The 23787-nt window shown below is 68.5% G+C and carries 24 protein-coding genes; 14 read left to right on the top strand and 10 right to left on the bottom strand.

The features are described 5' to 3' along the window. Positions 1-73: 73 nt before the first annotated feature. Positions 74-1123 (bottom strand): UDP-N-acetylmuramate dehydrogenase, encoded by a 1050-nt coding sequence (murB, locus tag VK92_RS11155; RefSeq protein WP_042977136.1) that lies wholly within the window; start codon positions 1121-1123, stop codon positions 74-76. Positions 1124-1260: 137 nt separating this feature from the next. Between murB and VK92_RS11160 the strand changes: the two genes are divergently transcribed. Then, a complete protein-coding gene (locus VK92_RS11160; RefSeq protein WP_021162564.1) occupies positions 1261-1746 on the top strand; it encodes a YajQ family cyclic di-GMP-binding protein in 486 nt (161 codons plus the stop codon). A 79-nt stretch (positions 1747-1825) separates the two neighbouring features. Here VK92_RS11160 and plsY read toward each other — a convergent pair whose 3' ends face one another. Both plsY and ybaK read right to left on the bottom strand, forming a co-directional pair. Then, the gene (gene plsY / locus VK92_RS11165) at positions 1826-2464 is read right to left on the bottom strand and encodes a glycerol-3-phosphate 1-O-acyltransferase PlsY (RefSeq protein WP_048024920.1); all 639 of its coding nucleotides are present in this window, start codon (positions 2462-2464) and stop codon (positions 1826-1828) included. A 114-nt stretch (positions 2465-2578) separates the two neighbouring features. Then, positions 2579-3070, bottom strand: coding sequence for a Cys-tRNA(Pro) deacylase (ybaK, locus tag VK92_RS11170; protein ID WP_042977134.1), 492 nt, complete (start codon positions 3068-3070; stop codon positions 2579-2581). Between the two features lie 261 nt (positions 3071-3331). Here ybaK and VK92_RS11175 point away from each other — a divergent pair, with 261 nt between their 5' ends. Further along, positions 3332-4894, top strand: a complete 1563-nt coding sequence (locus tag VK92_RS11175; RefSeq protein WP_048024922.1) for a class I adenylate-forming enzyme family protein — start codon at positions 3332-3334, stop codon at positions 4892-4894. 48 nt (positions 4895-4942) lie between these two features. Here the strand turns inward: VK92_RS11175 and xerD are convergent, their stop codons facing one another. The 3 genes from xerD to queG form a co-directional block, all read right to left on the bottom strand. Next, positions 4943-5893, bottom strand: a complete 951-nt coding sequence (xerD, locus tag VK92_RS11180) for a site-specific tyrosine recombinase XerD (protein WP_021162559.1) — start codon at positions 5891-5893, stop codon at positions 4943-4945. Continuing rightward, a complete protein-coding gene (locus VK92_RS11185) occupies positions 5893-6360 on the bottom strand; it encodes a methylated-DNA--[protein]-cysteine S-methyltransferase (RefSeq protein ID WP_021162558.1) in 468 nt (155 codons plus the stop codon). The genes xerD and VK92_RS11185 overlap by 1 nt, the downstream gene beginning before the upstream one ends. Positions 6361-6424: 64 nt before the next feature. After that, positions 6425-7648 carry a tRNA epoxyqueuosine(34) reductase QueG gene (gene queG, locus VK92_RS11190; protein ID WP_048024924.1) on the bottom strand — a complete coding sequence of 408 codons (1224 nt, stop codon included), beginning with the start codon at positions 7646-7648 and terminating at the stop codon, positions 6425-6427. A 17-nt stretch (positions 7649-7665) separates the two neighbouring features. Between queG and tsaE the strand changes: the two genes are divergently transcribed. Together tsaE and VK92_RS11200 are read left to right on the top strand one after the other, a co-directional pair. Continuing rightward, positions 7666-8220 carry a tRNA (adenosine(37)-N6)-threonylcarbamoyltransferase complex ATPase subunit type 1 TsaE gene (tsaE, locus tag VK92_RS11195; protein WP_048024926.1) on the top strand — a complete coding sequence of 185 codons (555 nt, stop codon included), beginning with the start codon at positions 7666-7668 and terminating at the stop codon, positions 8218-8220. Further along, the gene (locus VK92_RS11200) at positions 8202-9728 is read left to right on the top strand and encodes an N-acetylmuramoyl-L-alanine amidase (protein ID WP_048024927.1); all 1527 of its coding nucleotides are present in this window, start codon (positions 8202-8204) and stop codon (positions 9726-9728) included. Before tsaE ends, VK92_RS11200 begins: the two co-directional genes overlap by 19 nt. A gap of 72 nt (positions 9729-9800) precedes the next feature. Here VK92_RS11200 and VK92_RS11205 read toward each other — a convergent pair whose 3' ends face one another. Continuing rightward, positions 9801-10679 carry an EamA family transporter gene (locus VK92_RS11205; RefSeq protein WP_196491049.1) on the bottom strand — a complete coding sequence of 293 codons (879 nt, stop codon included), beginning with the start codon at positions 10677-10679 and terminating at the stop codon, positions 9801-9803. Between the two features lie 264 nt (positions 10680-10943). On the opposite strand from VK92_RS11205, the gene VK92_RS11210 reads away from it, so the two are divergent. After that, positions 10944-11825, top strand: coding sequence for a pirin family protein (locus VK92_RS11210; RefSeq protein WP_021162553.1), 882 nt, complete (start codon positions 10944-10946; stop codon positions 11823-11825). 52 nt (positions 11826-11877) lie between these two features. Continuing rightward, the gene (gene trxA / locus VK92_RS11215) at positions 11878-12726 is read left to right on the top strand and encodes a thioredoxin (protein ID WP_048024929.1); all 849 of its coding nucleotides are present in this window, start codon (positions 11878-11880) and stop codon (positions 12724-12726) included. 112 nt (positions 12727-12838) lie between these two features. Here the strand turns inward: trxA and VK92_RS11220 are convergent, their stop codons facing one another. Further along, positions 12839-13696: a tRNA threonylcarbamoyladenosine dehydratase gene (locus VK92_RS11220; protein ID WP_048024931.1), complete on the bottom strand. Its 858-nt coding sequence runs from the start codon at positions 13694-13696 to the stop codon at positions 12839-12841. A gap of 128 nt (positions 13697-13824) precedes the next feature. Between VK92_RS11220 and pdxH the strand changes: the two genes are divergently transcribed. The 3 genes from pdxH to VK92_RS11235 all read left to right on the top strand — a co-directional run bounded on the left by pdxH (position 13825) and on the right by VK92_RS11235 (position 17133). Beyond that, positions 13825-14469, top strand: a complete 645-nt coding sequence (pdxH, locus tag VK92_RS11225; protein WP_027789268.1) for a pyridoxamine 5'-phosphate oxidase — start codon at positions 13825-13827, stop codon at positions 14467-14469. A 121-nt stretch (positions 14470-14590) separates the two neighbouring features. Beyond that, complete coding sequence (locus tag VK92_RS11230) at positions 14591-15811, top strand: SAM-dependent methyltransferase (protein WP_021162549.1); 1221 nt, start codon at positions 14591-14593, stop codon at positions 15809-15811. A 23-nt stretch (positions 15812-15834) separates the two neighbouring features. Next, the gene (locus tag VK92_RS11235; protein ID WP_048024933.1) at positions 15835-17133 is read left to right on the top strand and encodes a DUF72 domain-containing protein; all 1299 of its coding nucleotides are present in this window, start codon (positions 15835-15837) and stop codon (positions 17131-17133) included. 34 nt (positions 17134-17167) lie between these two features. On the opposite strand, the gene msrA is transcribed toward VK92_RS11235, so the two are convergent. Continuing rightward, positions 17168-17728: a peptide-methionine (S)-S-oxide reductase MsrA gene (gene msrA / locus VK92_RS11240; protein WP_041492935.1), complete on the bottom strand. Its 561-nt coding sequence runs from the start codon at positions 17726-17728 to the stop codon at positions 17168-17170. 583 nt (positions 17729-18311) lie between these two features. Between msrA and VK92_RS11250 the strand changes: the two genes are divergently transcribed. The 3 genes from VK92_RS11250 (at position 18312) to VK92_RS11260 (ending at position 21195) form a co-directional block, all read left to right on the top strand. Further along, a complete protein-coding gene (locus VK92_RS11250) occupies positions 18312-19718 on the top strand; it encodes a selenium-binding protein SBP56-related protein (protein ID WP_048024939.1) in 1407 nt (468 codons plus the stop codon). Then, positions 19715-20380 (top strand): hypothetical protein, encoded by a 666-nt coding sequence (locus tag VK92_RS11255; protein ID WP_048024940.1) that lies wholly within the window; start codon positions 19715-19717, stop codon positions 20378-20380. Before VK92_RS11250 ends, VK92_RS11255 begins: the two co-directional genes overlap by 4 nt. 305 nt (positions 20381-20685) lie before the next feature. Then, a complete protein-coding gene (locus VK92_RS11260) occupies positions 20686-21195 on the top strand; it encodes a flavin reductase family protein (protein WP_048024941.1) in 510 nt (169 codons plus the stop codon). Here the strand turns inward: VK92_RS11260 and VK92_RS11265 are convergent. Next, positions 21182-21682: an Lrp/AsnC family transcriptional regulator gene (locus VK92_RS11265; protein ID WP_006477992.1), complete on the bottom strand. Its 501-nt coding sequence runs from the start codon at positions 21680-21682 to the stop codon at positions 21182-21184. The two genes, VK92_RS11260 and VK92_RS11265, sit on opposite strands and share 14 nt — an antisense overlap. A 130-nt stretch (positions 21683-21812) precedes the next feature. Here VK92_RS11265 and kynB point away from each other — a divergent pair, with 130 nt between their 5' ends. Both kynB and kynU read left to right on the top strand, forming a co-directional pair. After that, complete coding sequence (gene kynB / locus VK92_RS11270; protein ID WP_048024942.1) at positions 21813-22454, top strand: arylformamidase; 642 nt, start codon at positions 21813-21815, stop codon at positions 22452-22454. Between the two features lie 24 nt (positions 22455-22478). Next, a complete protein-coding gene (gene kynU, locus VK92_RS11275; protein WP_048024944.1) occupies positions 22479-23732 on the top strand; it encodes a kynureninase in 1254 nt (417 codons plus the stop codon). The last annotated feature ends 55 nt before the right edge of the window (positions 23733-23787 follow it).

The raw sequence follows: 23787 nt of genomic DNA on the forward strand, positions 1-23787 counted from the left end.
TCCAACTTTGCGGGGTCAGTTCAGCGGGCTGCGCTTTTTGTTGGGGCCCGCGAAAAGCGGTGCGAAACCCCGCTTACAGGCAGACGGGTTCGGGCTCGAGCTCGACGCCGAAATGCGCGCGCACGTCGGCCTGGATCGCCCGCGCCAGCGCGAGCACGTCGGCGCCCGTCGCGCCGCCGCGATTGACGAGCACGAGCGCCTGGCGGTCGTGCACGGCCGCCGCGCCCAGCACGCGCCCCTTCCAGCCGCAGCGGTCGATCAGCCAGCCGGCCGCGAGCTTGACCTGGCCATCCGGCTGCGGATACGACACGATCTCGGGCGTGCGGGCGCGCAGCGCATCGAATTGCGCCGCATCGATCACCGGATTCTTGAAGAAACTGCCCGCGTTGCCGAGGACGAGCGGATCGGGCAGCTTCGCGCGGCGGATCGCGACGACGGCGTCGAACACGTCACGCGGCGCGGCCGCATCGGGTGCGATGCCACGGGCGTCGAGTTCGCGCGTGACGTCCGCGTAGCCGAGCCGCGGCGCCCATTGCTTCGGCAGCCGGAACGTCACCGACACGATCGCGAACCGGCCAGCCCCTTCCCGCTTGAAGAAACTGTCGCGATAGCCGAACGCGCAGCGCGCGGCGTCGAAGCGCTCGCTGCGCCCGGTCGCCAGCTCGACCGCGACCAGCGAGTCGAAATACACCTTCATCTCGAGACCGTATGCGCCGATGTTCTGGATCGGCGCGGCACCGACCGTACCCGGAATCAGCGCGAGGTTCTCGAGGCCGGGCATCCCGTGCTCGAGCGTCCATGCGACGAATGCGTGCCAGTTCTCGCCGCCGCCGGCCTCGACGTACCACGCATCGTCGTCCTCGCGCACGACGCGGCGGCCCTTGATTTCGTCGAGCAGCACGATACCGTCGAAATCGCGCGTGAACACGACGTTGCTGCCGCCGCCGAGCACGAGCCGCGGCAGGTTCGCGACGCGCGGGTCGCGATGGAGCGCCTCGAATTGCGACGCATGCGTGACGCGCGCGGCAAGGCGCGCGGTCGCGGCAATGCCGAACGTGTTGTGCGCGGCGAGCGGATGGTCGGGAAGCAGCGACAGGGCGGAATCGTCAGGAGGCATCGGCATTCGCGGTCACGTCCGCCCGGGCGGCGCATGGCCGGCCTTGGGCAAACGGAGGGGCATCGGTAAAATGGCAAACAGTCCGCAATTATAGCGAGTGCCCGCGCGCGAGCCGGGCATCCGCATCTCAAGGGAGGAATGCCATGCCATCGTTCGACGTCGTTTCCGAAGCGAACATGATCGAAGTGAAGAACGCCATCGAGCAGTCGAACAAAGAAATTTCGACGCGCTTCGACTTCAAGGGCTCCGACGCACGCGTCGAGCAGAAGGAGCGCGAGCTGACGCTGTTCGCCGATGACGATTTCAAGCTCGGCCAGGTCAAGGACGTGCTGATCGGCAAGCTGGCCAAGCGCAACGTCGACGTGCGCTTCCTCGACTACGGCAAGGTCGAGAAGATCGGCGGCGACAAGGTCAAGCAGATCGTCACCGTGAAGAAGGGCGTGACCGGCGATCTCGCGAAGAAGATCGTGCGGCTCGTGAAGGACAGCAAGATCAAGGTGCAGGCGAGCATCCAGGGCGACGCGGTGCGCGTGTCGGGCACGAAGCGCGACGACCTGCAGAGCACGATCGCGATGCTGCGCAAGGACGTGACCGACACGCCGCTCGACTTCAACAACTTCCGCGACTGATCGCCCGACGATCCGTCACGTCATCCTGCCGGGCCCCGCACACGCGGCGCGCCCGGCGTGCGGCAAGCGCCGCGCTTTCTCAGGCCTTGCCGCCGTCCTGCGCGCCGCCGTCCGCGGCCGCCTTCTTCTTGTCACCGATCCGGCTCTCCTGCCCCGCCAGCAACTTCGAAATGTTGGCGCGGTGACGCCACACGAGCAGCACGCTCATCGCAAGCACGGCCCATGCGACCGGGTTGTGGCCCGTGCCGAACAGGAACACGTCGAACACCGGCGCGAACACGGCCGCCACCAGCGCCGCGAGCGACGAATAGCGGAAGAAGAACGCGACGATCAGCCAGGTGAGCGCGGTCGCGAGCCCGAGCACCGGGTGCACGGCGAGCAGCACGCCAGCCGCGGTCGCGACGCCCTTGCCGCCCTGGAAGCGGAAGAACACCGGATACAGGTGACCGAGGAACACGGCGATCGCGACCCATGCGACCGCGACGTCGGGCAGGCCGAAGTGGCGGGCGAGCCAGACGGCAATCCAGCCCTTGAACGCATCGCCGACGAGCGTCAGGATTGCGGCCTTCTTGTTGCCGCTGCGCAGCACGTTGGTCGCGCCGGGATTCTTCGACCCGTACGAACGCGGGTCGGCCAGGCCCATCGCGCCGCTGACGACGACGGCGAACGACACCGAACCGATCAGGTAGGCAACGAGGGCGGCGAGCAGGATCTGCATGCGGTGGACTCTTCTTTCAACGTATCGGTAAAGGGACGGCTGCGCGGCAAGCCCGCAAGCCGAAACGGCGCCCATTCTACCGAACGGGCGCGGCGTGCCACGAAGGTGAAACCCTCAGTCGACACTGGCGCACTGTACGGGCTGCGCGCCGAGCAGCGACGTGAGCACGGCCGGCGCGAGACTGACGAGGTAGCCGCGGCGGCCGCCGTTCAGGTAGATCGTCGGCAGTTCGAGGATCGTCTCCTCGACGTAGACGGGCATCGTCTTGCGCGTGCCGAACGGCGACGTGCCGCCGACGAGATAGCCCGAATGGCGGTTCGCGACCTCGGGCTTGCACGGTTCGACGCGCTTCGCGCCGATCTGCCGTGCGAGGTTCTTCGTCGATACCGTGCGGTCGCCGTGCATCAGCACGATCAGCGGCTTCGCATGCTCGTCTTCCATCACGAGCGTCTTCACGACGCTGTGCTCGTCGACGCCGAGCTGGCGCGCCGATTCGCCGGTGCCGCCGTGCTCGACGTAGTCGTACGGATGCTCGCCGAACGCCACGCCGTGGCGGCGCAACAGCTGGGTGGCAGGGGTTTCGGACACGTGTCTGGATTTGCTCATGGCGGCATTTTAATGGTGAACGACCGGCTGGCGCGCAATCGCGCCCTTGAGCCCTTGAGCCCTCGCACCCGCGCCGGCGGTATACTCACGGCCCGTTTTCCGCCGGGCGGCCTGCTGCGTCGCCGCAGCGATTCCGTCCATCATCATTGCGGACATCGCGAAGCGCTATTGCCCGAATGGCCGATTGTGGCGCACGCGCCGTCGTGGCACGATCGTTCGCCAACCTCGTCGGCCGCCGCCCGCCCCTTTTCTGGAGACGCCATGTCCTCGCCCCTCCGTTCTTCCGAGCCGCTCGACGTCGATGCACTGCTCGCCGCGCTGCCCCGCCGCATCGCCGACGTGCCCGCACGCCGGGCCGCGCAGGCACCCGGGCATCCGGCGCTGATCGAGGACGCACGCCGGCTGTCGTACGGCGACCTGTCGCAAGCCGTCGATGCGGCGGCCGCGCTGCTCGCCGGCCTCGGCGTGCAAGGCGGCGACCGCGTGATGATCGTCGCCGAAAACTGCGTCGCGCAAATCGTGCTGCTGTTCGCGGTCGCCCGCCTCGACGCGTGGGCGCTCGTGTCGAACGCGCGATTGTCGGCCGGCGAACTCGACGCGATCGCCGCGCACGCGCGCCCGAAGCTGATCGCGTTCACCACCGACGTATCGCCCGACGCGCGCACGCATGCCGCGCGGCACGGCGCGACACCTGCCGGCGCACTGCCGGTCGACATCGGCGCATGGTCGTATCGCGTCGACGCCAGCGCGCCGGGCGAGCCGGTTGCCGCCGACGGCGCCGCGCAATGCGCGGCACTGATCTACACGACCGGCACGACCGGCACGCCGAAAGGCGTGATGCTGTCGCATCGCAACCTGCTGTTCATCGCGGCGACGTCGAGCGCGCTGCGCCGCGTGTCGCCCGACGACGTAGTCTACACGGTGCTGCCCGTGTCGCACGTGTACGGGCTCGCGTCGGTCTGCCTCGGCAGCCTGTACGCGGGCGCGACGCTGCGGCTTGCGCCGCGCTTCTCGCCGGAAGCCGTGCGCGTCGCGCTCGCCGACGAAGGCGTCACGATCTTCCAGGGCGTGCCCGCGATGCACGCGAAGCTGCTCGAACACTTGCACACGCACGGCCACGCATGGCACGCACCGCGCCTGCGCTTCGCCTATTCGGGCGGCTCGCCGCTCGACACGAACCTGAAGGCACGCGTCGAACGCCTGTACGGCGTGCCGCTGCACAACGGCTACGGAATGACCGAAAGCAGCCCGACGATCACGCAGACACCGCTCGACGCGCCGCGCACCGACAGCTCGGTCGGCGTGCCGATTCCCGGTGTGGAGATGCGGATCGTCGCACCGGACGGCACCGACGTGGCGCCCGGTGAAGTCGGCGAGATTCGCGTACGCGGGCCGAACGTGATGCTCGGCTACTACCGCAACGCGGACGCCACCCGCGCGGCCGTGTCGCCGGACGGCTGGCTGAGCACCGGCGATCTCGCACGGCAGGAAGCGGACGGCGCTGTGACGATCGCGGGTCGCAGCAAGGAACTGATCATCCGTTCGGGCTTCAACGTCTATCCGGTCGAAGTCGAGCAGGTGCTGAACGCGCACCCTGACGTCGTACAGGCGGCCGTCATCGGCCGTGCGATCGAAGGCAACGAGGAAGTGCTCGCGTTCGTCGAACGGGTGCCCGGCGCGACCGCCGACGAAGCGGCGCTGCACGCATGGTGTGCGGAGCGGCTCGCGCCTTACAAGCGCCCCGCGCATATCCGCGTCCTCGACGCGCTGCCGGCCGCATCGACGGGCAAGGTGCTGAAGCACAAGCTGCGCGAGCTGGTCTGACGCAGGCAGGCCGGTGCGCGCACCGGAGCCTGCGCAGCGAAACGTGCGCTAACCGCGCGGATGGTGTTGCGCGTGCAGCGTCTTCAACCGCTCGCGCGCGACGTGGGTATAGATCTGCGTGGTCGAGATGTCGCTGTGACCGAGCAGCAGTTGCACGACGCGCAGGTCGGCGCCGTGGTTCAGCAGGTGCGTCGCGAACGCGTGCCGCAGCGTGTGCGGCGACAGGTGGGCGCGCACGTCCGCGTGCAGCGCGTGACGCTTGATGATGTTCCAGAACTGCTGGCGCGTCATCCCGTCGCCGCGTGCGGTCACGAACAGCGCGTCGGCCGCGCGCGCGCCGAGCAGCGCCGGCCGCGCATCGCGCAGATAGCGCTCGATCCACCCGTGCGCGACTTCGCCGAACGGCACGAGCCGCTCCTTCGAGCCCTTGCCCATCACCCGCACGACGCCCTCGTTGAGCCCGACCTCGACAGTCTTCAGCGTCACGAGTTCGCTCACGCGCAATCCGCTCGCATACATCAGCTCGAGCATCGTGCGATCGCGCAGGCCGAGCGGCGTGCCGATATCGGGCGCGCCGAGCAGCGCCTCGACCTGCGCCTCCGACAACGTCGACGGGAACCGGGCCGCCTGTTTCGCGGACGAGATCCGCAGCGTCGGGTCGGCGCTCGCGCGATGCTCGCGCACGGCCCAGCCGTAATAGCGCCGGAACACGGACAACCGCCGGTTCGACGACGTCGCCTTGCCGTCGCTGCGCGCGGCGATGTAGCCCGTCACCATCGCTTCGTCGACCGAATCGAGCGACGTGTCGTGGGTCGCGGCCAGCCATTGGGAAAACAGCACCAGATCGCGCCGGTAAGCATCGAGCGTGTTGCGTGCGAGCCCGTGCTCGAGCCACAGCGCATCGCAAAACACGTCGATCGATGCGCGGCTCGCGAGCAGCGCGGGGGATGCCGCGGCGGCATCGCCGTCGGCTTCGGGGGAAATCAGCGATTCACTCATCAGTACGGCACGCCCTCGTGCGCCAGCAGCCAGCGCTTCACTTTCTGGTAATACCCGTTGTCGTCGTGGTTCGCGAAACCGCCGAGGCCGCCCGCCGCGACGACGCGATGGCACGGGATCACGAGCGGGAAGTAGTTCGCGCCGCACGCCTGGCCGACCGCGCGCGGCGCGCTGCCGATCCGCTTCGCGACCTGGCCGTAGGTCAGCACCGTGCCGGGCGGGATATCGCTGATCACGTCCCACACGCGGTGCTGGAACGCGCTGCCGACCTCGGCGAGCGGCAGGTCGAAGCGCGCCGACGCGCGCGCGAAGTAACGTTCGATCTGCTTGACCGCGCGCTTCGCGAGCGGCGTATCCGGATCGACCGGCTTCACCGATTCGGGCAGATAGACGATCTCGCGCACCACCGCGGCATCCGTGCGGATGCCGACCTTGCCGAACGGTGCGTCGATGACTGCATTGAACATGGCCCTCTCCTGACCGATGGATGCGCGCGGCAGCACCGCGCGCCGACGACACTTTACGCCGCCTTCACGCGGCACGCAGTGCCCATTCGACATGCTCGCGCACGACCGGCGACGGATCGTCGGCCCGCGCGCGCAACGCGTCGACGATCGCCTCGCGCGCCTGCGGCGCGAGCCGGTCCTCACCCGCGCGCAGCGCGTTGCCGAGGCCGACCGCGAGATTGCGCAGCCAGCTTTCGTAGCCGATGCGCCGGATCGCACTGCCCTGCATCCGCGTATCGAACGTGTCCGCATCCCACGCGAACAGCTCGACGAGCGACGCGCGGTCGAGGCCGTGCCGCACGTCGAAATCGGCGACGGGCGCGGCCTGCGCGAACTTGTTCCATGGGCATACGAGCTGGCAATCGTCGCAGCCGTACACGCGATTGCCGATCATCGGCCGCAGCGGCTCGGGGATGCTGCCTTTCAGTTCGATCGTCAGGTACGAGATGCAGCGGCGCGCGTCGACGCGGTACGGCTCGACGATCGCGCCGGTCGGGCATGCGTCGATGCAGCGCGTGCAACTGCCGCAGTGGGCACCGGGCGTCTCGGGTGCGGTGTCGGGCGACGTGTGCGCGTCGGTCGGCAGCGGAACGTCGACGTAGATCTCGCCGAGGAAGAACAGCGAACCCGCATCGCGCTGCAGCAGCAGCGTGTGCTTGCCGCGCCAGCCGACGCCGGCCTTCTGCGCAAGCTCGACCTCGAGCACGGGTGCCGAATCGGTGAACACGCGGTAGCCGAACGCGCCGATCTCACGCTCGATGCGCTCGGCGAGCGTCTGCAGCCGGTTGCGCAGCACCTTGTGATAGTCGCGGCCGCGCGCATAGATCGATACGACGGCCGCCTGCGGATCGTCGAGCCGGGCCCGTTCGCGCGCGCGCCAGTCGTGCGGCACGAGTGCGCCGGGCGCATCGTCAACGAGTGTTTGAGCCGGCAGATAGGCGAGCCGCGCGGAGATCACGCGTCGCGTACCGGCCACAAGTTCGGCCGGGCGCGCGCGTTTCATCCCATGTTTCGCCATATAATCCATTTCGCCGTGGTATCCGGCTTCCAGCCAGGCGGCGAGGCCTGCTTCGGCATCCGAGAGATCGGTATCGCTGATGCCGATCGCCCCGAAACCCAATTCGCGCCCCCACGCCCTGATGCGCGCGGCGAGCGCAGTCAACGCCGCATCGTCGAGCGCGCACGGTGCCGCGCCTTCGGCACGAGTCGAAGGCCTGTCGGATGCGGCGAGTTCCGGTAATCGGTTCATCGCACTATTTTACGAGAATGCCAGCCACGCCCAGCCAACCGCCTCACGACGCCATGCTGCCCGCCCTGCTCGCGGAGCGCGTGATCGCGCTCGCCGACGAAGCGGCGACCGAGGCCTTCGGCACCCGCTTCGCGCACGCGCTCGACGCGGCGCGCACCGAACTCGCCCGCGCGCATGCGTTCGACGGGCTGCAGATCCAGCTGGTCGGCGACCTCGGCGCGGGCAAGACGTCCCTCGTGCGCGCCATCCTGCGCGGCCTCGGCCACACGGGGCGCGTGCGCAGCCCGACCTACACGCTCGTCGAGCCGTACGCACTCGAACGCGAGGATGGGGAACTCGAGGTCTATCACTTCGATCTGTATCGTTTCAACGATCCGGCCGAATGGTCCGACGCAGGCTTTCGCGAATATTTCAATTCCAGCGCGATCTGCCTCGTCGAATGGCCACAACAGGCGGGCACGCTGCTCGGCGTACCCGATCTGGTTTTCTCGCTCGACGTGGATGGCGACGGCCGCGTCCTCACCGTCCGGGCGTACAGCGCTTCAGGAAAGGCATGTCTCGAAAGATGTTGATCAAACCGTTCCGCTCGATCGAATCGGCGGCCACCGCGACGCACAACTGGCGGCGTCGCCAGATCCTGCGCGCGGGCGCGTCGACGCTGGTGCTCGGTCTCGTCGCGCCGCGGCTCGCGCACGCGTCGTCGGTGCTCGGCGTGCGCGTGTGGCCCGCACGCGATTACACGCGCGTCACGATCGAATCCGACCAGCCGCTGCAGAATACCCAACAGCTGCTGCAGGGTCCCGACCGCCTCGTCGTCGACCTGAGCGGCCTCGATCTCGACCAGGCGCTGCGCGATCTCGTGTCGAAGATCGCGCCGAACGATCCGCAGATCCAGTCGGTGCGCGTCGGCCAGTATCAGCCGCACGTCGTGCGGATGGTGTTCGACCTGAAAGGTTCGGTGAAGCCGCAGGTGTTCACGCTGCCGCCGGTCGGTGCGTACAAGTACCGGCTCGTGTTCGACCTGTATCCGGCCGTCGCGCCCGATCCGCTGTCCGACCTGATCGCGCAGACGGAACGCAAGGAACAGGCGCTCAACGACTCCGCGCGCGCGCAGCAGATGCAGCCGCCGTCCACGCTGGCCGGCCCGGGCACCCCGCCGCCCGCCGCGGGCGACAACAGCGATGCGTTCTTCCAGCGCTTCGCGCAGAACACGCCGGCCACGCCGCACACGCCGCCCGCCGCCGGCACGCCTTCGACGCCCGCGAAGCCGGCCGTCAAGCCGCCGCCGGTCATCGCGCGCCGCGACGACAGCGACGACGACGGCGACACCTACAAGTTCACCGCACCGAAATCCGGCAAGGGCGGCACCGTGCGCCTGCTGACGGTGGCGATCGATCCGGGCCACGGCGGCGAGGATCCGGGCGCGATCGGCGGCGGCGGCACGTACGAGAAGCACATCGCGCTCGACATCGCGAAGAAGCTGCGCGCGAAGATCGACGCCGCGCCGAACATGCGCGCGATGATGACGCGCGACGCCGACTTCTTCGTGCCGCTGAACGTGCGCGTGCAGAAGGCGCGCCGCGTGGGCGCGGATCTCTTCGTGTCGATCCATGCGGACGCGTTCACGACGCCGTCCGCGCGCGGCTCGTCGGTGTTCGCATTGTCCGATCACGGCGCGACGAGCGCCGCGGCGCGCTGGATGGCGAACAAGGAAAATTCGTCCGACCTGATCGGCGGCATCAACATCAAGACGGCGGATGCGGCCGTGAACCGCGCGCTGTTCGACATGTCGACGACCGCGCAGATCCGCGACTCGCTGCGCTACGGCAACTACGTGCTGAAGGAAGTCGGCGGCATCAACAAGCTGCACAAGGGCTCGGTCGAACAGGCCGGGTTCGCGGTGCTGAAGGCCCCCGACATTCCGTCGATCCTCGTCGAGACCGCGTTCATCAGCAACCCGGAAGAGGAGAGCCGGCTGAACGACGACAGCTATCGCGACCAGATGGCCGACGCGATCTTCCGCGGCATCAAGCGTTATTTCGCCGCGAATCCGCCGCTCGCGAAGAGCCGGATGGCCTGACGGCCCGACGGCCGTGTCCAGCCATACTCGGCCACCCCGCCCCGCCGCCGGCACGCAGTGCGTGCCGGCGCGTCACGATGCCGCGAAGCGGCGCATCACTTTCCCGCCGAACACGTTCACCGCGAGGCCGCCCATCACGAGCGCCGTGCCGATCAGCTGCGCGCGCGTCAGATGCTCGTCGAGCAGCAGCGCCGACGAAGCCAGGCCGACGATCGGCACCAGCAGCGAGAACTGCGCGACCTGCGCGGCCGGATAGCGCGACAGCAGGCGGCTCCAGAGCCCGTAGCCGAGCAGCGTCGCGACGAACGCGAGATAGACGACCGCGAAGATCGACGCCCCGTTCAGCCCGGCGAGCGCGGTCGCGATCCGCTGCGGCCCTTCGAACCACAGCGACAGCAGGAAGAACGGCACGGGCGGCACGAGGCTCGCCCACACGACGAGCGACACGAGGTTCGCTTTCCCGACCTTCTTCGTGACGATGTTGCCGAACGCCCACATCGCGGCCGAACAGATCGTCAGCAGGAAGCCCGCGAGCGTCATTGCGCGGCCGCCCTGCGCCGCGATCACGACGAGCCCGCCCGCGGCGATCGCGAGCCCGAGCAGGTTCTGCATGCGCAGCCGCTCGCCGAGGAACAGCATCGCGAACACGAGCGTGAAGAACGCCTGCGACTGCAGCACGAGCGACGCGAGGCCGGCCGGCATGCCGACGTACATGCCGGTGAACAGGAACACGAACTGGCCGAGCTGGATCGTCGCGCCGTACAGCACCAGCAGGCGCCACGGAATCTGCGGCCGGCGCACGAAGAACACGGCGGGCACGGCCGCGAGCGTGAAGCGCAGCGCGCCGAGCAGCATCGGCGGCATGCCGTGCAGGCCGACCTTGATCACGACGAAGTTCACGCCCCACGCGAGGATCACGACCAGCGCAAGCAGCAAGTCCTTCGGGGCCATCATCGGCGTCTCCTCGATTGTCGAATCGTTGTGCAAGGTGCTCTCGAGCCCTGTCGCTTCGCGCCAGGCGCCCGAGGAGGCGATCCCCAAAAGGGACTGCCTGCGGGGCAAAAAATACCGGGGCGGCCCGGCGTTTTCCCGGGAAGCCGGTCAGTCTACCGGGTTTCGGCGCCCGGCCCGATACCCGCGCGGGCGCGAATGGAATCGGCGGCGGACGGCCAGTACAATGACCGGCATCTCCCCCGCCGCCCCACAGGATCCGCCATGACCGCCCCGATCAAAGCCCTGCTGAAGCCGCACGTGCGCGACATCGGCAACCTGCAGGTGCGCCGCACGCTGCCCGCACTCGCCGCCCGCCTCGTCGGCCCGTTCATCTTCTTCGATCACATGGGGCCCGCCACGCTGCCGCCCGGCACGGGGCTCGACGTGCGCCCGCACCCGCACATCGGTCTCGCCACCGTCACCTACCTGTTCGACGGCGCGATCCTGCACCGCGACAGCCTCGGATCGCTGCAGGAGATCGTGCCGGGCGACGTGAACTGGATGACGGCCGGCCGCGGGATCGTCCACTCCGAACGCACGCCCGACGCACAGCGCGAAAACGGCCACACCGTGCACGGGATCCAGACCTGGGTCGCACTGCCGCGCGCGCACGAGACGACCGAGCCGTCGTTCGAGCACCATCCGGCCGACACGCTGCCGAAGCGCAACGAGGACGGCGTGTCGCTGACGGTGATCGCCGGCGATGCGTTCGGGCTGCGCTCGCCGGTCACGACGTTCTCGCGCACGCTGTATGTCGCAGCCGAATTCGCGGCCGGCGGCCGCCTCGAACTCGACGCGTCGCACGAGGAGCGCGCGGTCTACGTGGTCGACGGCGAGCTCGCGATCGACGGCACGCCGGTGCCCGCCGAGCAGATGGCCGTGCTCGCGCCCGGTGCCGCAGTCACGCTGACGAGCGGCAGCGGCGCGCGCGCGATGCTGCTCGGCGGCGACAAGATCGACGGCGAACGCTTCATCGAATGGAACTTCGTCGCCAGCAGCCGCGAAGCGATCGAACGCGCGAAAGAAGCATGGACGCGCCAGGAAATGGGCAAGGTGCCGGGCGAAACCGAGTGGATTCCGCTGCCCGAGTCGAAGCCGCGTTGAAAAAGGGGCGCTCCGCCCCCATCCTGACGACATTCGAACGAAAGAGAACGACATGGACACCACGCTTGCCACATTCGAGAAAGACGTCATCGAGGCGTCGCTGGACGTCCCCGTGCTGGTCGACTTCTGGGCGCCGTGGTGCGGCCCGTGCAAGACGCTCGGCCCGCTGCTGGAAAAACTCGAAGGCGACTACGAAGGCCGCTGGAAGCTCGTGAAGGTCAACGTCGACGAGAACCAGGAACTCGCCGCGCACTTCCAGACCCGCAGCATCCCGCACGTGATCGCGTTCGCCGACGGGCGCCCGGTCGACCAGTTCGTCGGCGTGCTGCCCGAAGGCCAGCTGCGCGCCTTTCTCGACCGGCTGCTGCCGGCCCCCGAGGAAGCCGAACGGCGCGCCGCGCAATACGCGATGGCCGAAGAGCGCCACGACGACGCGCTCACGCACCTCGAGGCGGCGCTCGCGCTGAATCCCGGCTTCGACGACGCACGCCTCGACCTGATCGAACTGCTGCTCGCGAGCAACCAGGTCGACGCCGCGCGCGCCGAGACGGAACGCCTGTCGCCGCAGACCGTGCAAGGCGGCGACCCGCGCTACCAGGCGATCAAGACTCGTTTCGACGCCCTCGAAGCCACGGCCGACCTGCCGCCGACCGACGCACTCGAAGCACGCATCGCGGCCAACCCGGCCGATCTCGACGCGCGCTTCGATCTCGCGCAGAGCCTGATCGCGCGGCGTGCGTATGAAGGGGCGCTGGAGCAGTTGCTGGAAATCGTCACGCGCGACCGCGCGTACGGCGACGATCTCGGCCGCCGCACGATGATCTCGGTATTCGAGCTGGCCGGCGACCGCCCGGACCTCGTCGCCGGGTGGCGGCGCAAGCTGAGCATGGCGCTCAACTGAGGACGACCGGCCGGGCCGCAAAGGCCGGCTGCGTAACAGCCCCGCATCGCATGCGGCGGCGCGCATCACGCGCTGCGGCATCGCGCCGGCTGAGCGCCCGCGTGTCGCGCGCTCAGCCGGCGGCCTGCGCCGCGATCGCGCGCAGCGCATGCGCGGCGGCCGCGAAGCCGAAGCTCGCGGTCACGCACACGCTCGAACCGAATCCCGCACAGTTGAGCCCCGCGACGTGCGCGGCCGCGGACGGCTCCGCGCCGTCCTCGAGATCGCAGGCGGCCGCTTCCGGATAGATCAGCGGCTCGTCCGAATACACGGCGCTGACCTTGAAACGCGCCTTCGGCCCGCGCGGAAAGCCGTGCTGCTTGCGCAACTGCGCGCGCACCTTCGACAGCAGCGGATCCTGGATCGTCAGCGCGAGATCGTCGATCCGGATGCGCGTCGGGTCGAGTTGGCCGCCCGCGCCGCCGACCACGACGAGCGGCTGACGCTTCGCGACGCACCATGCGATCAGCGCAACCTTCGTGCGCACGCTGTCGATCGCGTCGATCACGTAGTCGAAACCGCCGCCGAGCAGCGCGTCGAAGTTGTCGGGCTCGACGAAATCCTCGATCCGGTTCACGCGGCACGCGGGATCGATCAGCGCGATCCGCTCGGCCATCGCGTCCACCTTCGGCTTGCCGTAATTGCCGTCGAGCGCGTGGATCTGCCGGTTCGTATTGCTTTCCGCGACGTTGTCGAGATCGATCAGCGTGAGCGTGCCGACCGCGTTGCGTGCGAGCGCCTCGGCCACCCACGACCCGACGCCGCCGATCCCGATCACCGCGACGTGCGCGCGCTCGAACGCGGCGGCGGCCGGCGCGCCGTACAACCGCGCGACGCCGCCGAAACGCCGCGCGCGATCCACGTCAAGCTGGATTTCCGGGGTCGGGGTAAGATCAGAAGAACTGGGCGGGGCGGTGTCGGCGACGGACATGGCAGCAAGGAAATCGTAAGTCGTGCAGCCCTCTATTTTGCCTGAACTCCCCGCTCGACCGCGCCACTGTGCACGCACGTTTCTTGCGCGTTGGCTACAATGGTTCCAGATTGAAGCGTTTGCATAACATGACGACTCTCGCCGATCTCCGCATCAATTATTCGCGTGCTTCGCTCGACGAAGCCGATGTCGCCCACGACCCCTTCGCCCAGTTCGACCGCTGGTTCAAGGAGGCGCTTGCCGCCAAGCTGCCCGAGCCGAACACGATGACGCTCGCGACCGTCGGCGCCGACGGCCGGCCGTCGGCACGCATCGTGCTCATCAAGGGCGTCGACGAACGCGGGTTCGTCTTCTTCACCAATTACGAAAGCCGCAAGGGGCACGACCTCGCCGCGCATCCGCAGGCAGCGCTGCTGTTCTACTGGATCGAGCTCGAGCGCCAGGTGCGCATCGAAGGCCGGATCGAGAAAACCAGCGCCGAGGAAAGCGACCGCTATTTCGCGTCGCGTCCGCTCGGCTCGCGCATCGGCGCATGGGCGTCCGAGCAAAGCGCAGTGATCGACAGCCGCGCGACGCTCGAAGCGCAGGAAAAGGCCGTCAGCGAACGCTACGGCGACAACCCGCCGCGCCCGCCCCACTGGGGCGGCTACCGCCTCGTGCCCGACTCGATCGAGTTCTGGCAGGGCCGCCCGTCGCGGCTGCACGACCGTCTGCTCTATACGCGCGACGCCAACGCTTCGTCGGGCTGGTCGATCTCGCGCCTGTCGCCGTAAGCGCGGCGCCGGCGCACGCCGGTCGTGTCTCGTGTTGCATCCGGGCGCCCGCCGCGCAAGCGGCGGGCGCCGGTCAAGATACTTGGCTGTATTCGATTCAACGAACAAACGGAGAATCCAAATGTTCTGGGAAAAGAAGCTGGCACAGTGGGCGGACGACGTACGGGCGAAAGCGAACATACCGGCACGCCTCGTGCTGTGGAACGGCGATCAACTCGATTTCGGCACCTTCAGCGCGCCGCAGGTCACGCTGAAGGTGAACAGCGCGTCGGCGCTCCCGCTCTTGCTCGAACCGAGCCTCGACAATCTCGGCGAGGCCTACGTGAAGGGCAAGATCGACATCGAAGGCAAGCTGTCGGACATCATCAACATCGGCTACTCGCTCGCGCGCAGCACGGTGACAAGCGCGAGCAAGCTCGCGCGCGTGAAGCGCTACTTCAATCACTCGAAGAGCACCGACAAGAAGGCGATCCAGTATCACTACGACGTCTCGAACGAGTTCTACAAGCTGTGGCTCGACGAGAACATGGTGTACTCGTGCGCCTACTTCGAGAACGGCGACGAGGATCTCGCCACCGCGCAGATCAAGAAGATCGACCACATCCTGACGAAGATCCGGCTCGAGCCCGGCCAGCGCCTGCTCGACATCGGCTGCGGCTGGGGTGCGCTCGTGCTGCGCGCCGCGCAGAAGTTCGGCGCGCAGTGCCTCGGCGTCACGCTGTCGCAGAACCAGTTCGACCTCGCGACCGCGCGCGTGAAGGCGGCCGGGCTGGAGGACAGGATCGAGATCCGGCTGCAGGACTACCGCGAGATCGACGGCCAGTTCGACCGCATCACGAGTGTCGGGATGTTCGAGCACGTCGGGCGCAAGAACCTGCCGCTCTATTTCACGCGGATTCATGACCTGCTCGTCGACGACGGCATCGCGATGAACCACGGGATCACGTCGACCGACGCGGAAAGCGGCGAGACGGCGCTCGGCGGCGGCGAGTTCATCGACCGCTACGTGTTCCCGGACGGCGAGCTTCCGCACATCAGCCTCGCGCTGGAAGCCGCGCAGCGCGGCGGCCTGGAAGCGATTGACGTCGAAAGCCTGCGACGGCACTATGCGCGCACGCTCGACATCTGGACGGAAAACTTCGAGGCGAAGGCAGAAGCGGCGCGACAACTCGTCGACGACGAAAAATTCCGCATCTGGCGCGTGTATCTCGCCGGCTGCGCGTATGCGTTCGAGCACGACGACGTGTCGATCTTCCAGATCGTGTGCCGCAAGGCCGGACGCAGCGCGAAAACGCTGCCGTGGTCGCGGCGCTATATGTACGAACACGCGCTGCCGCGCTAGGCGGCGCTTCACGCTGGGCATGCATGGGTGACGGCAGGACGCGGCGCAAGGGGCCGCCGGAACGACAGCAGCACGACGACGCGCACGCGCCGCACGCCGACGGGCAATTCGACCTGTTCGGCGTGCCGGCCGACGCTGCGCGCGCGTCGCCCGAGGACGACGGCCCGCCTGCCCGCACCGACGAACACGTGAAGCCGGACGCGCGTGACGAAGCGCAGCCGGCACCGCGCGCCCGCTCCCGTTCTTCCGACGAAACACCGCCGGCCGCTTCCGGCCTGCTGTGGGACGAACCGTCCCCGCTGCCCGCGCCACCGAAGAAAGGCCGGCGCCGACGTGGCGTGCTGCCCGCGCCGATCGCACCCGAGGTGGCCGACGCAGCGGCCGGCCTGCCGCCGAACGTTCGGCTCGGCACGTCGTCGTGGTACTTCCCCGGCTGGGACGGCATCGTCTACGACGGCGATTTCGCGCAGACCAAGCTGTCGCGCGAAGGGCTCGAAGCGTACGGCGCGCATCCGCTGTTGAAGAGCGTGAGCCTCGACCGGTCGTTCTACGGCCCGCTGTCGGTCGCCGATTACCTGCGCTACGCGCAGCAGGTGCCCGACGATTTCCGCTTCGTCGTGAAGGCGCCGGCCTCCGTGACCGACGCGGTCATCCGCGGCCGGCGCGGCGAGCCGTCGGGGCCGAACCCGACCTTCCTCGACGCGCAGCTCGCCACCCGCGAGTTCGTGCAGCCGTGCCTCGAAGGGCTCGGCCGGAAAGCCGGCGTGCTCGTGTTCCAGTTCTCGCCGCTGCCCGACCAGCTGCTCGCGCAGCCGGCCGCGCTGATCGACCGGCTCGCCGCATTCTTCGCGGCGCTGCCGCCGCTGCCGCCGCTGCCGCCGGACGCCGACGGCACCCGCTATGCGATCGAGATTCGCGACGCGAGCCTGCTCACGCCGCGTTTCATCCGCGCGCTCGCCGCGCTCGGTGTGCGCTACTGCGTCGGCCTGCACGCGCGGATGCCCGACGCGCTGCGCCAGGCGGCCGCGCTCGCCCTGCTCGACGGCGACGCGCCGGGCCCGCTGATCGTGCGCTGGAGCCTGCACAGCGGCTTCAGGTACGAACAGGCGAAAGCGAAATACGAGCCGTTCGACAAGCTCGTCGACGAGGATCCGGCCACGCGCTCGGCGCTCGCCGAACTGGCCGCGCGCTATGCGCTGGCCGGGCAGCCGGTGATCATCACGATCAACAACAAGGCGGAAGGCTCCGCGCCGTTGTCGTGCATCGCGCTCGCGCGCGAGATCGCCGCCGCGTGCGCGCAGTGGCGCAACGAGGCGGCCTGACGCCCGTTTGCGCCGGCTCCCGCCGTTCCGGCGCTTACGCGCCGCGCAGCGACTTCAGCCGGTGCGAGAACTTCTGCCGGAATTTCGCGAGCTTCGGCCCGATCACGACCGAGCAGTAGCCCTGCCCCGGGTTACGCGCGTAATAGTTCTGGTGATAATCCTCGGCCGGCCAGTAGTTGCCGTCGAGCGGCACGACCTGCGTGACGATCGGCTGCCCGAACACTTGCTCGCGCTCCAGCTCGCGGATCACGTCGAGCGCCGTGTCGCGTTGCGCGTCCGAATGCGTGAACACGACCGATCGGTACTGCGTGCCGACGTCGTTGCCCTGCCGGTTCAACTGGGTCGGATCGTGCGTCGCGAAGAAGATCTCGAGGATCTCGCGATAGCCGATGCGCGCCGGATCGAACGTCACGTTGACGACTTCCGCGTGGCCCGTGTCGCCTTCGCAGATGTCGCGATAGCCGGGATTGCGCGTATGGCCGCCCGCGTAGCCCGACTGGACGGCCGTCACGCCGTCGACGTCGAGAAACACCGCCTCCGTGCACCAGAAACACCCGCCTCCCAATGTCGCGGTTTCAAGCATCTCGTTCACCATGAAATCAGTCCTTCGTTGATGTCGGCAGCCGGCACGCATGCGCCGGCGCCACCGTTCCGTCTCGCCGCTGCCCGCCCGGGGGCGGGTCGCAACGGCACTGCGGCAAGTATCTCACTCGCGCGCGAACCTGACAGGTTGCACAGGTACCGCGCACGACCGACCGCCCGCGTTCTCGTCTACACTTAGGCACGCGCGAGCGCGGCGGCAAACCCGCTGCCTCGCGCAAAGCGCCCGATGCGTGCCCGACCCTGATGCAAACATCATCTGCCGGAACATCGATATGCATGCCTTAACAGACATCGTCCGCATCACTCGCCCGGCCGTCGCCGCATCGCGGGCTACCGCTTCGACCGTGCCACCTCCTTGCCGTGCGTCCGTCTCGCCCCGCGTGCGGCGATCCGGAACACCGCCTTTCTCCGCTTTCACGATCTGATGCACGGCGCGCCGCACGTGTCGCCGACGCGTGCACCCGCCTGCCGATCGCGCCTGCCGGCGCCACGCGCGCCGCGCGGCAACCCCGACCCGCACGCCCGCAACGAACGGCCGTGCGTCAACGATCCGAACCCATCGAGAGGGCATCACCATGAGCATGCGACCTGACCCGACGTTTCACGCTTCGCCCGAGCTTGCGATGCAGGCGCCGGCGGAAGAGTTTGCCTATACGTTGTTGCTGAGCCCCGATTTTTCCAGACCCGACGCGCTCGCCGTGATCGACGTGAAGCCCGGCTCGCCGACCTACGGAAAAATCGTGCATACGGTGACGATGCCGAACACCGGCGACGAGTTTCACCACTTCGGCTGGAATGCCTGTTCGTCGTCGCTGTCGCCGCTGACAGGCCATGCGTTCCTCGAACGCCGCTTCCTGATCATCCCCGGCCTGCGCTCGTCGCGCATCTACGTGATCGACACGAAGCCGCATCCGACGCAGGCGCGCATCCACAAGATCATCGAGCCCGACGAGATCTTCTCGAAAACCGGCTATTCGCGGCCGCACACCGTTCACTGCGGCCCCGAGGGCATCTATGTGAGCACGCTCGGCGGCGCGGGCAAGGACGGCACCGACGGCGCGCCCGGCATCTTCATCATGGATTGCGAGACCTTCGACGTGCTCGGCCGCTGGGAGATCGACCGCGGCCCGCAGGACAAGCATTACGACTTCTGGTGGAACCTGCCGCGCGACTACATGGTGTCGAGCGAATGGGCGCTGCCGCCGCAATTCGAGAACGGCATCGTGCCCGAGGACCTGCTCGCGAACAAATACGGGCACCGGCTGCATTTCTGGGACCTGCGCGCGCGGCGCAACGTGCAGACGATCGATCTCGGCGCGCAGCACCAGATGGCGCTCGAAGTGCGGCCCGCGCACGACCCGGTGCGCGAATACGGGTTCGTCGGCGTCGTGGTCGACACGACGAATCTCGAAGGCTCGATCTGGACCTGGTGGCGCGAAGGCGGCAAGTTCCATGTGAAGAAGACCGCGACCATTCCGGCCGAACCGGCCGCGGCCGACGAACTGCCGCCGCTGCTGAAATCGTTCGGCGCGGTGCCGCCGCTCGTGACCGACATCGACCTGTCGCTCGACGACCGCTTCCTCTACGTGTCGTGCTGGGGCACCGGCGAGATGCGCCAGTACGACGTATCGGACCCGCACAACCCGGTGCTCGCGGGGTCGGTCCGCATCGGCGGCATCGCGCGCCGTGCGCCGCACTCGAACGGCCGCGCGTTCGCAGGCGGCCCGCAGATGGTCGAGATCAGCCGCGACGGCCGGCGCGTGTACTGGACCAACTCCCTCTATTCGACGTGGGACGACCAGTTTTATCCGGATGGCGTGCCGGCCGCGCAGGTGCTCGCGCATGCGGGGCCGGAAGGCGGGCTGACGCTCGCCGACGATTACTGGGTCGAGTTCCCCGAAGGTTATCGCGCGCACCAGATCCGGCTCGAAGGCGGCGACTGCTCGACCGACTCGTTCTGCTACCCGTCGGTCAAGCGTTGAACACCGGCCTTCACGCCCAGTTCGCGCTGTGGGCGGCCGTGCTCGCGAGCGGGGTATATCACGGGCTCAACCCCGCGATGGGCTGGCCGCTCGCGGTGTCGAACGCGCTGATGACCCGCCGCGGCGGCGCGCTCGTCGCGGCGCTCGGTTATCTCGCGCTCGGCCATGCACTTGCGGTCTTCGCGGTGATGCTGCCGTTCGGGCTGCTCGCCGCGCTGCTTGCCTGGCAATCGGCGATCCGGATCGGCGCTAGCGCGCTCGTGATCGGCTTCGGCGCCGTGCTGCTGATCCGGCGCCGGCATCCGCGTGCGCTCGCGCGGATCCCGCCCGCGCGGCTCGGCCTGTGGTCGTTCGCGGTCGCGATCGCGCATGGCGCGGGGCTGATGCTGGTACCGATCTACCTCGGGCTCTGCGGGCTCGACCGGGACGCCGGCCACCGGGCGGCGGCCACGCTCGTCGATGCGCATCTGGGCATGGCGCTCGTCGTCGCGGCCGTGCATGCCATCGCGATGATCGGCGCCGGCGGCGGGCTCGCGTGGCTCGTGTACCGCTATCTCGGGCTGAAGTTCGTGTCGCGGAGCTGGTTCAATCTCGATGCGGTGTGGGCGTCGAGCCTGATCGTGACGGGCGCGCTGTCGCTCGGACTGGCGGCGGCGCGATAGATGGCGCGGGGATCGGCGGTCGGGACATGCCACTGCGCGGGACCGCGCGGCGGCACCGCTCTAAAAACGCGACAGAACGGTGTTGCCGGCCGCGCGCGATTGCCCGTCCTGCCGCGCGCCGCAGTGTTCGCTACGCCACCCTGCCCCCTCGATGCGCCGTCTGGCCGGGCCCGGCGGCCCCGATTCCGCTAAAATCGGGCCATGCGCACCCCTTCCCCATCGACCGCCTTGTCGCCTTTCGTCCGCCGTGCCCGCCCCGCTCGCGTCGCGCCGCGCCCGCCCGTCTCGTTCCGGATGGCTGCCCGATGAGCCATGCCAATCCCCCGGATTTCGACTCGGCCGCTTTCCGGCAAGCGCTCGGCCAGTTCGCAACGGGCGTGACGGTGATCACGACGCGCGCGCCGTCCGGGCAGCTGATCGGCATCACCGCCAGCTCGTTCAACTCGGTATCGCTCGATCCGCCGCTCGTGCTGTGGAGCCTCGCGCACAAATCGGCGTCGACGCCCGTGTTCCGCGGCAACAGCCACTATGTGGTGAACGTGCTGGCGGCCTCGCAGCTCGACCTGTGCAAGCGCTTCTCGACCTACAAGGGCGACCGCTTCGAAGGAATCGCGCATGCGGCCGGCAACTCCGGGATGCCCGTGCTCGACGGCGCGCTCGCATGGTTCGAATGCCACAACCGCAGCCGCTATGACGAAGGCGACCACGTGATCTTCGTCGGCGAGGTCGAACGCTGCGGCGTGCGCGCCGCATCGGACACGACGCCGCCGCTCGTGTTCCACGGCGGCGGCTTCCACGGCCTTACACCGCTTTGATCGCTCCCGTGCGCGCCAGCCCGACCGGCGCGCCGGCTTCGTCCTTCAGCGTCTGCAGCACGATGTTCGAACGGATGTCCATGACGCCCGGCGCCTTGTAGAGCCGGTTCAGCACGAAATCCGAGTAGTGCTTCAGGTTGTGTGCGAGCACGCGCAGCAGATAGTGGCTCTCGCCCGTCACGACGAATGCGCCGACCACCTCCGGCCATTCGCGCAGCGCTTCCGCGAAGCGCTCGTGCCATTGATTTTCTTCGTTGCGCATCGATACCTGCACGAACGCCTCGAGCTCGAAGCCGAGCTTCTCGCGGCTCAGGCACGCGCGATAGTGCTCGATCACGCCCTGCTCCTCGAGCAGGCGCATGCGGCGCAGGCAGGCGGATGGCGAAAGCGAAATGCGTTCCGCCAGGTCGAGATTGCTGATTCTGCCCTCTTCCTGCAGTACCGCCAGAATCCGGCAGTCGGTGGCATCGAGCGTGATCGCGTGCATTTTTGGTCCCCGTTTTCCCTCTGAGTCGAATTATCTGCCAATCCGGCGGTTTGTCCATGTTTATTTCGCAAGCACTTTCTGCGAGCGTCCACCTATCATTCGAAGCATCGACTCACCGAATCGTCATGCCATGGACACCCTCTGGGACATCTCGCCGCCTGTCAGCCCCGCCACCCCCGTGTGGCCGGGCGATACGCCGGTTTCCGTCGAACGCGTGTGGCGGATGGAGGCCGGCTCGCCGGTCAACGTCGCACGCCTGACGCTGTCGCCGCACACGGGCGCGCACTGCGACGCGCCGCTGCATTACGACGCCGACGGCGCGCCGATCGGCGCCGTGCCGCTCGACACCTATCTCGGCCCGTGCCGCGTGATCCATTGCATCGGCGCATCGCCGGTCGTGCAGCCGGCCGATGTCGCGGCCGCGCTCGACGGCGTGCCGCCGCGCGTACTGCTACGCACGTATGCACGCGCCAGCGTCGAACGGTGGGACAGCGACTTCTGCGCGGTCGCGCCCGGGACCGTCGACCTGCTCGCCGCGCACGGCGTGAAGCTGATCGGCATCGATACGCCGTCGCTCGACCCGCAGGAATCGAAGACGATGGATGCGCATCGCCGCGTGCGCGCGCACCGGATGGCGATCCTCGAAGGCATCGTGCTCGACGACGTGCCGCCCGGCGACTACGAACTGATTGCACTGCCGCTGAAATTCGCGACGCTCGACGCGAGCCCCGTGCGCGCGGTGCTGCGCGCGCTGCCCGCGCGTGCCTCCTGATTATCCCGACTGACGACCCACATCATGATCAAGACCCGTGAAGACGCGCTCGCGCTCGACCGCGACGATCCGCTCGCCCCGCTGCGCGACCAGTTCTCGCTGCCCGACGGCGTAATCTATCTCGATGGCAACTCGCTCGGCGCGCAGCCGCGCGCATCGGCCGCCCGCGCGCAGCAGGTGATCGGCACCGAATGGGGCGAAGGCCTGATCCGCAGCTGGAACACGGCCGGCTGGTTCGCGTTGCCGCGCCGTCTCGGCGACAAGCTCGCGACGCTGATCGGCGGCGCACCGGCCGAAACGGTCGTCACCGACACCATCTCGATCAACCTGTTCAAGCTGCTGTCGGCGATGCTGCGCCACCAGGCCGAGCGCGCGCCCGAGCGCCGCGTGATCGTGTCGGAGCGCTCGAACTTCCCGACCGACCTGTATATCGCGCAGGGGCTGATCGAGCAGCTCGGCGGCAACTATGAACTGCGCCTGATCGACGATCCGGCCGACCTGCCGGCCGCGCTCGGCGCGGACACGGCCGTCGCGATGATCACGCACGTGAATTACCGCACCGGCTACATGCACGACATGCCGGCCGTCACGCAGCTCGTGCACGACGCGGGCGCGCTGATGCTGTGGGACCTCGCGCACTCGGCCGGCGCGGTGCCGGTCGACCTGAACGGCGCGCGCGCCGACGGCGCGGTCGGCTGCACGTACAAGTACCTGAACGGCGGCCCGGGTTCGCCCGCATTCGTGTGGGTGCCGCAGCGTCATCACGCACACTTCTCGCAGCCGCTGTCCGGCTGGTGGGGCCACCGCGCACCGTTCGCGATGCAGCCGGGCTTCGCGCCCGATCCGGGCATCGCGCGCTTCCTGTGCGGCACGCAGCCGATCGTGTCGATGTCGATGGTCGAATGCGGGCTCGACGTGTTCCTGCAAACCGACATGCAGGCGATCCGCCGCAAATCGCTCGCGCTGACCGATGCCTTCATCGCGCTCGTCGAAGCACGCTGCGCGGGCCTGTCGCTGAAGCTCGTCACGCCGCGCGCGCATCACCAGCGCGGCTCGCAGGCGAGCTTCGAGCACCCGCACGGCTACGAAGTGATGCAGGCGCTGATCGCGCGCGGCGTGATCGGCGACTACCGCGAGCCGTACGTGCTGCGCTTCGGCTTCACGCCGCTCTATGTGCGCTTCGTCGACGTGTGGGATGCCGTCGAGACGCTGCGCGACATCCTCGCCACCGACGCCTGGAAGGCGCCCGAGTTCGCCGAACGCGGCGCGGTGACCTGAGCGGCCTTGCCCGGCGCGCAACGCGGTCACGCGGATTGCGCGCCGCGCCCCGTCA

Source organism: Burkholderia sp. LK4 (assembly GCF_001043615.1).
Classification (GTDB): Bacteria; Pseudomonadota; Gammaproteobacteria; order Burkholderiales; family Burkholderiaceae; genus Burkholderia; species Burkholderia cepacia.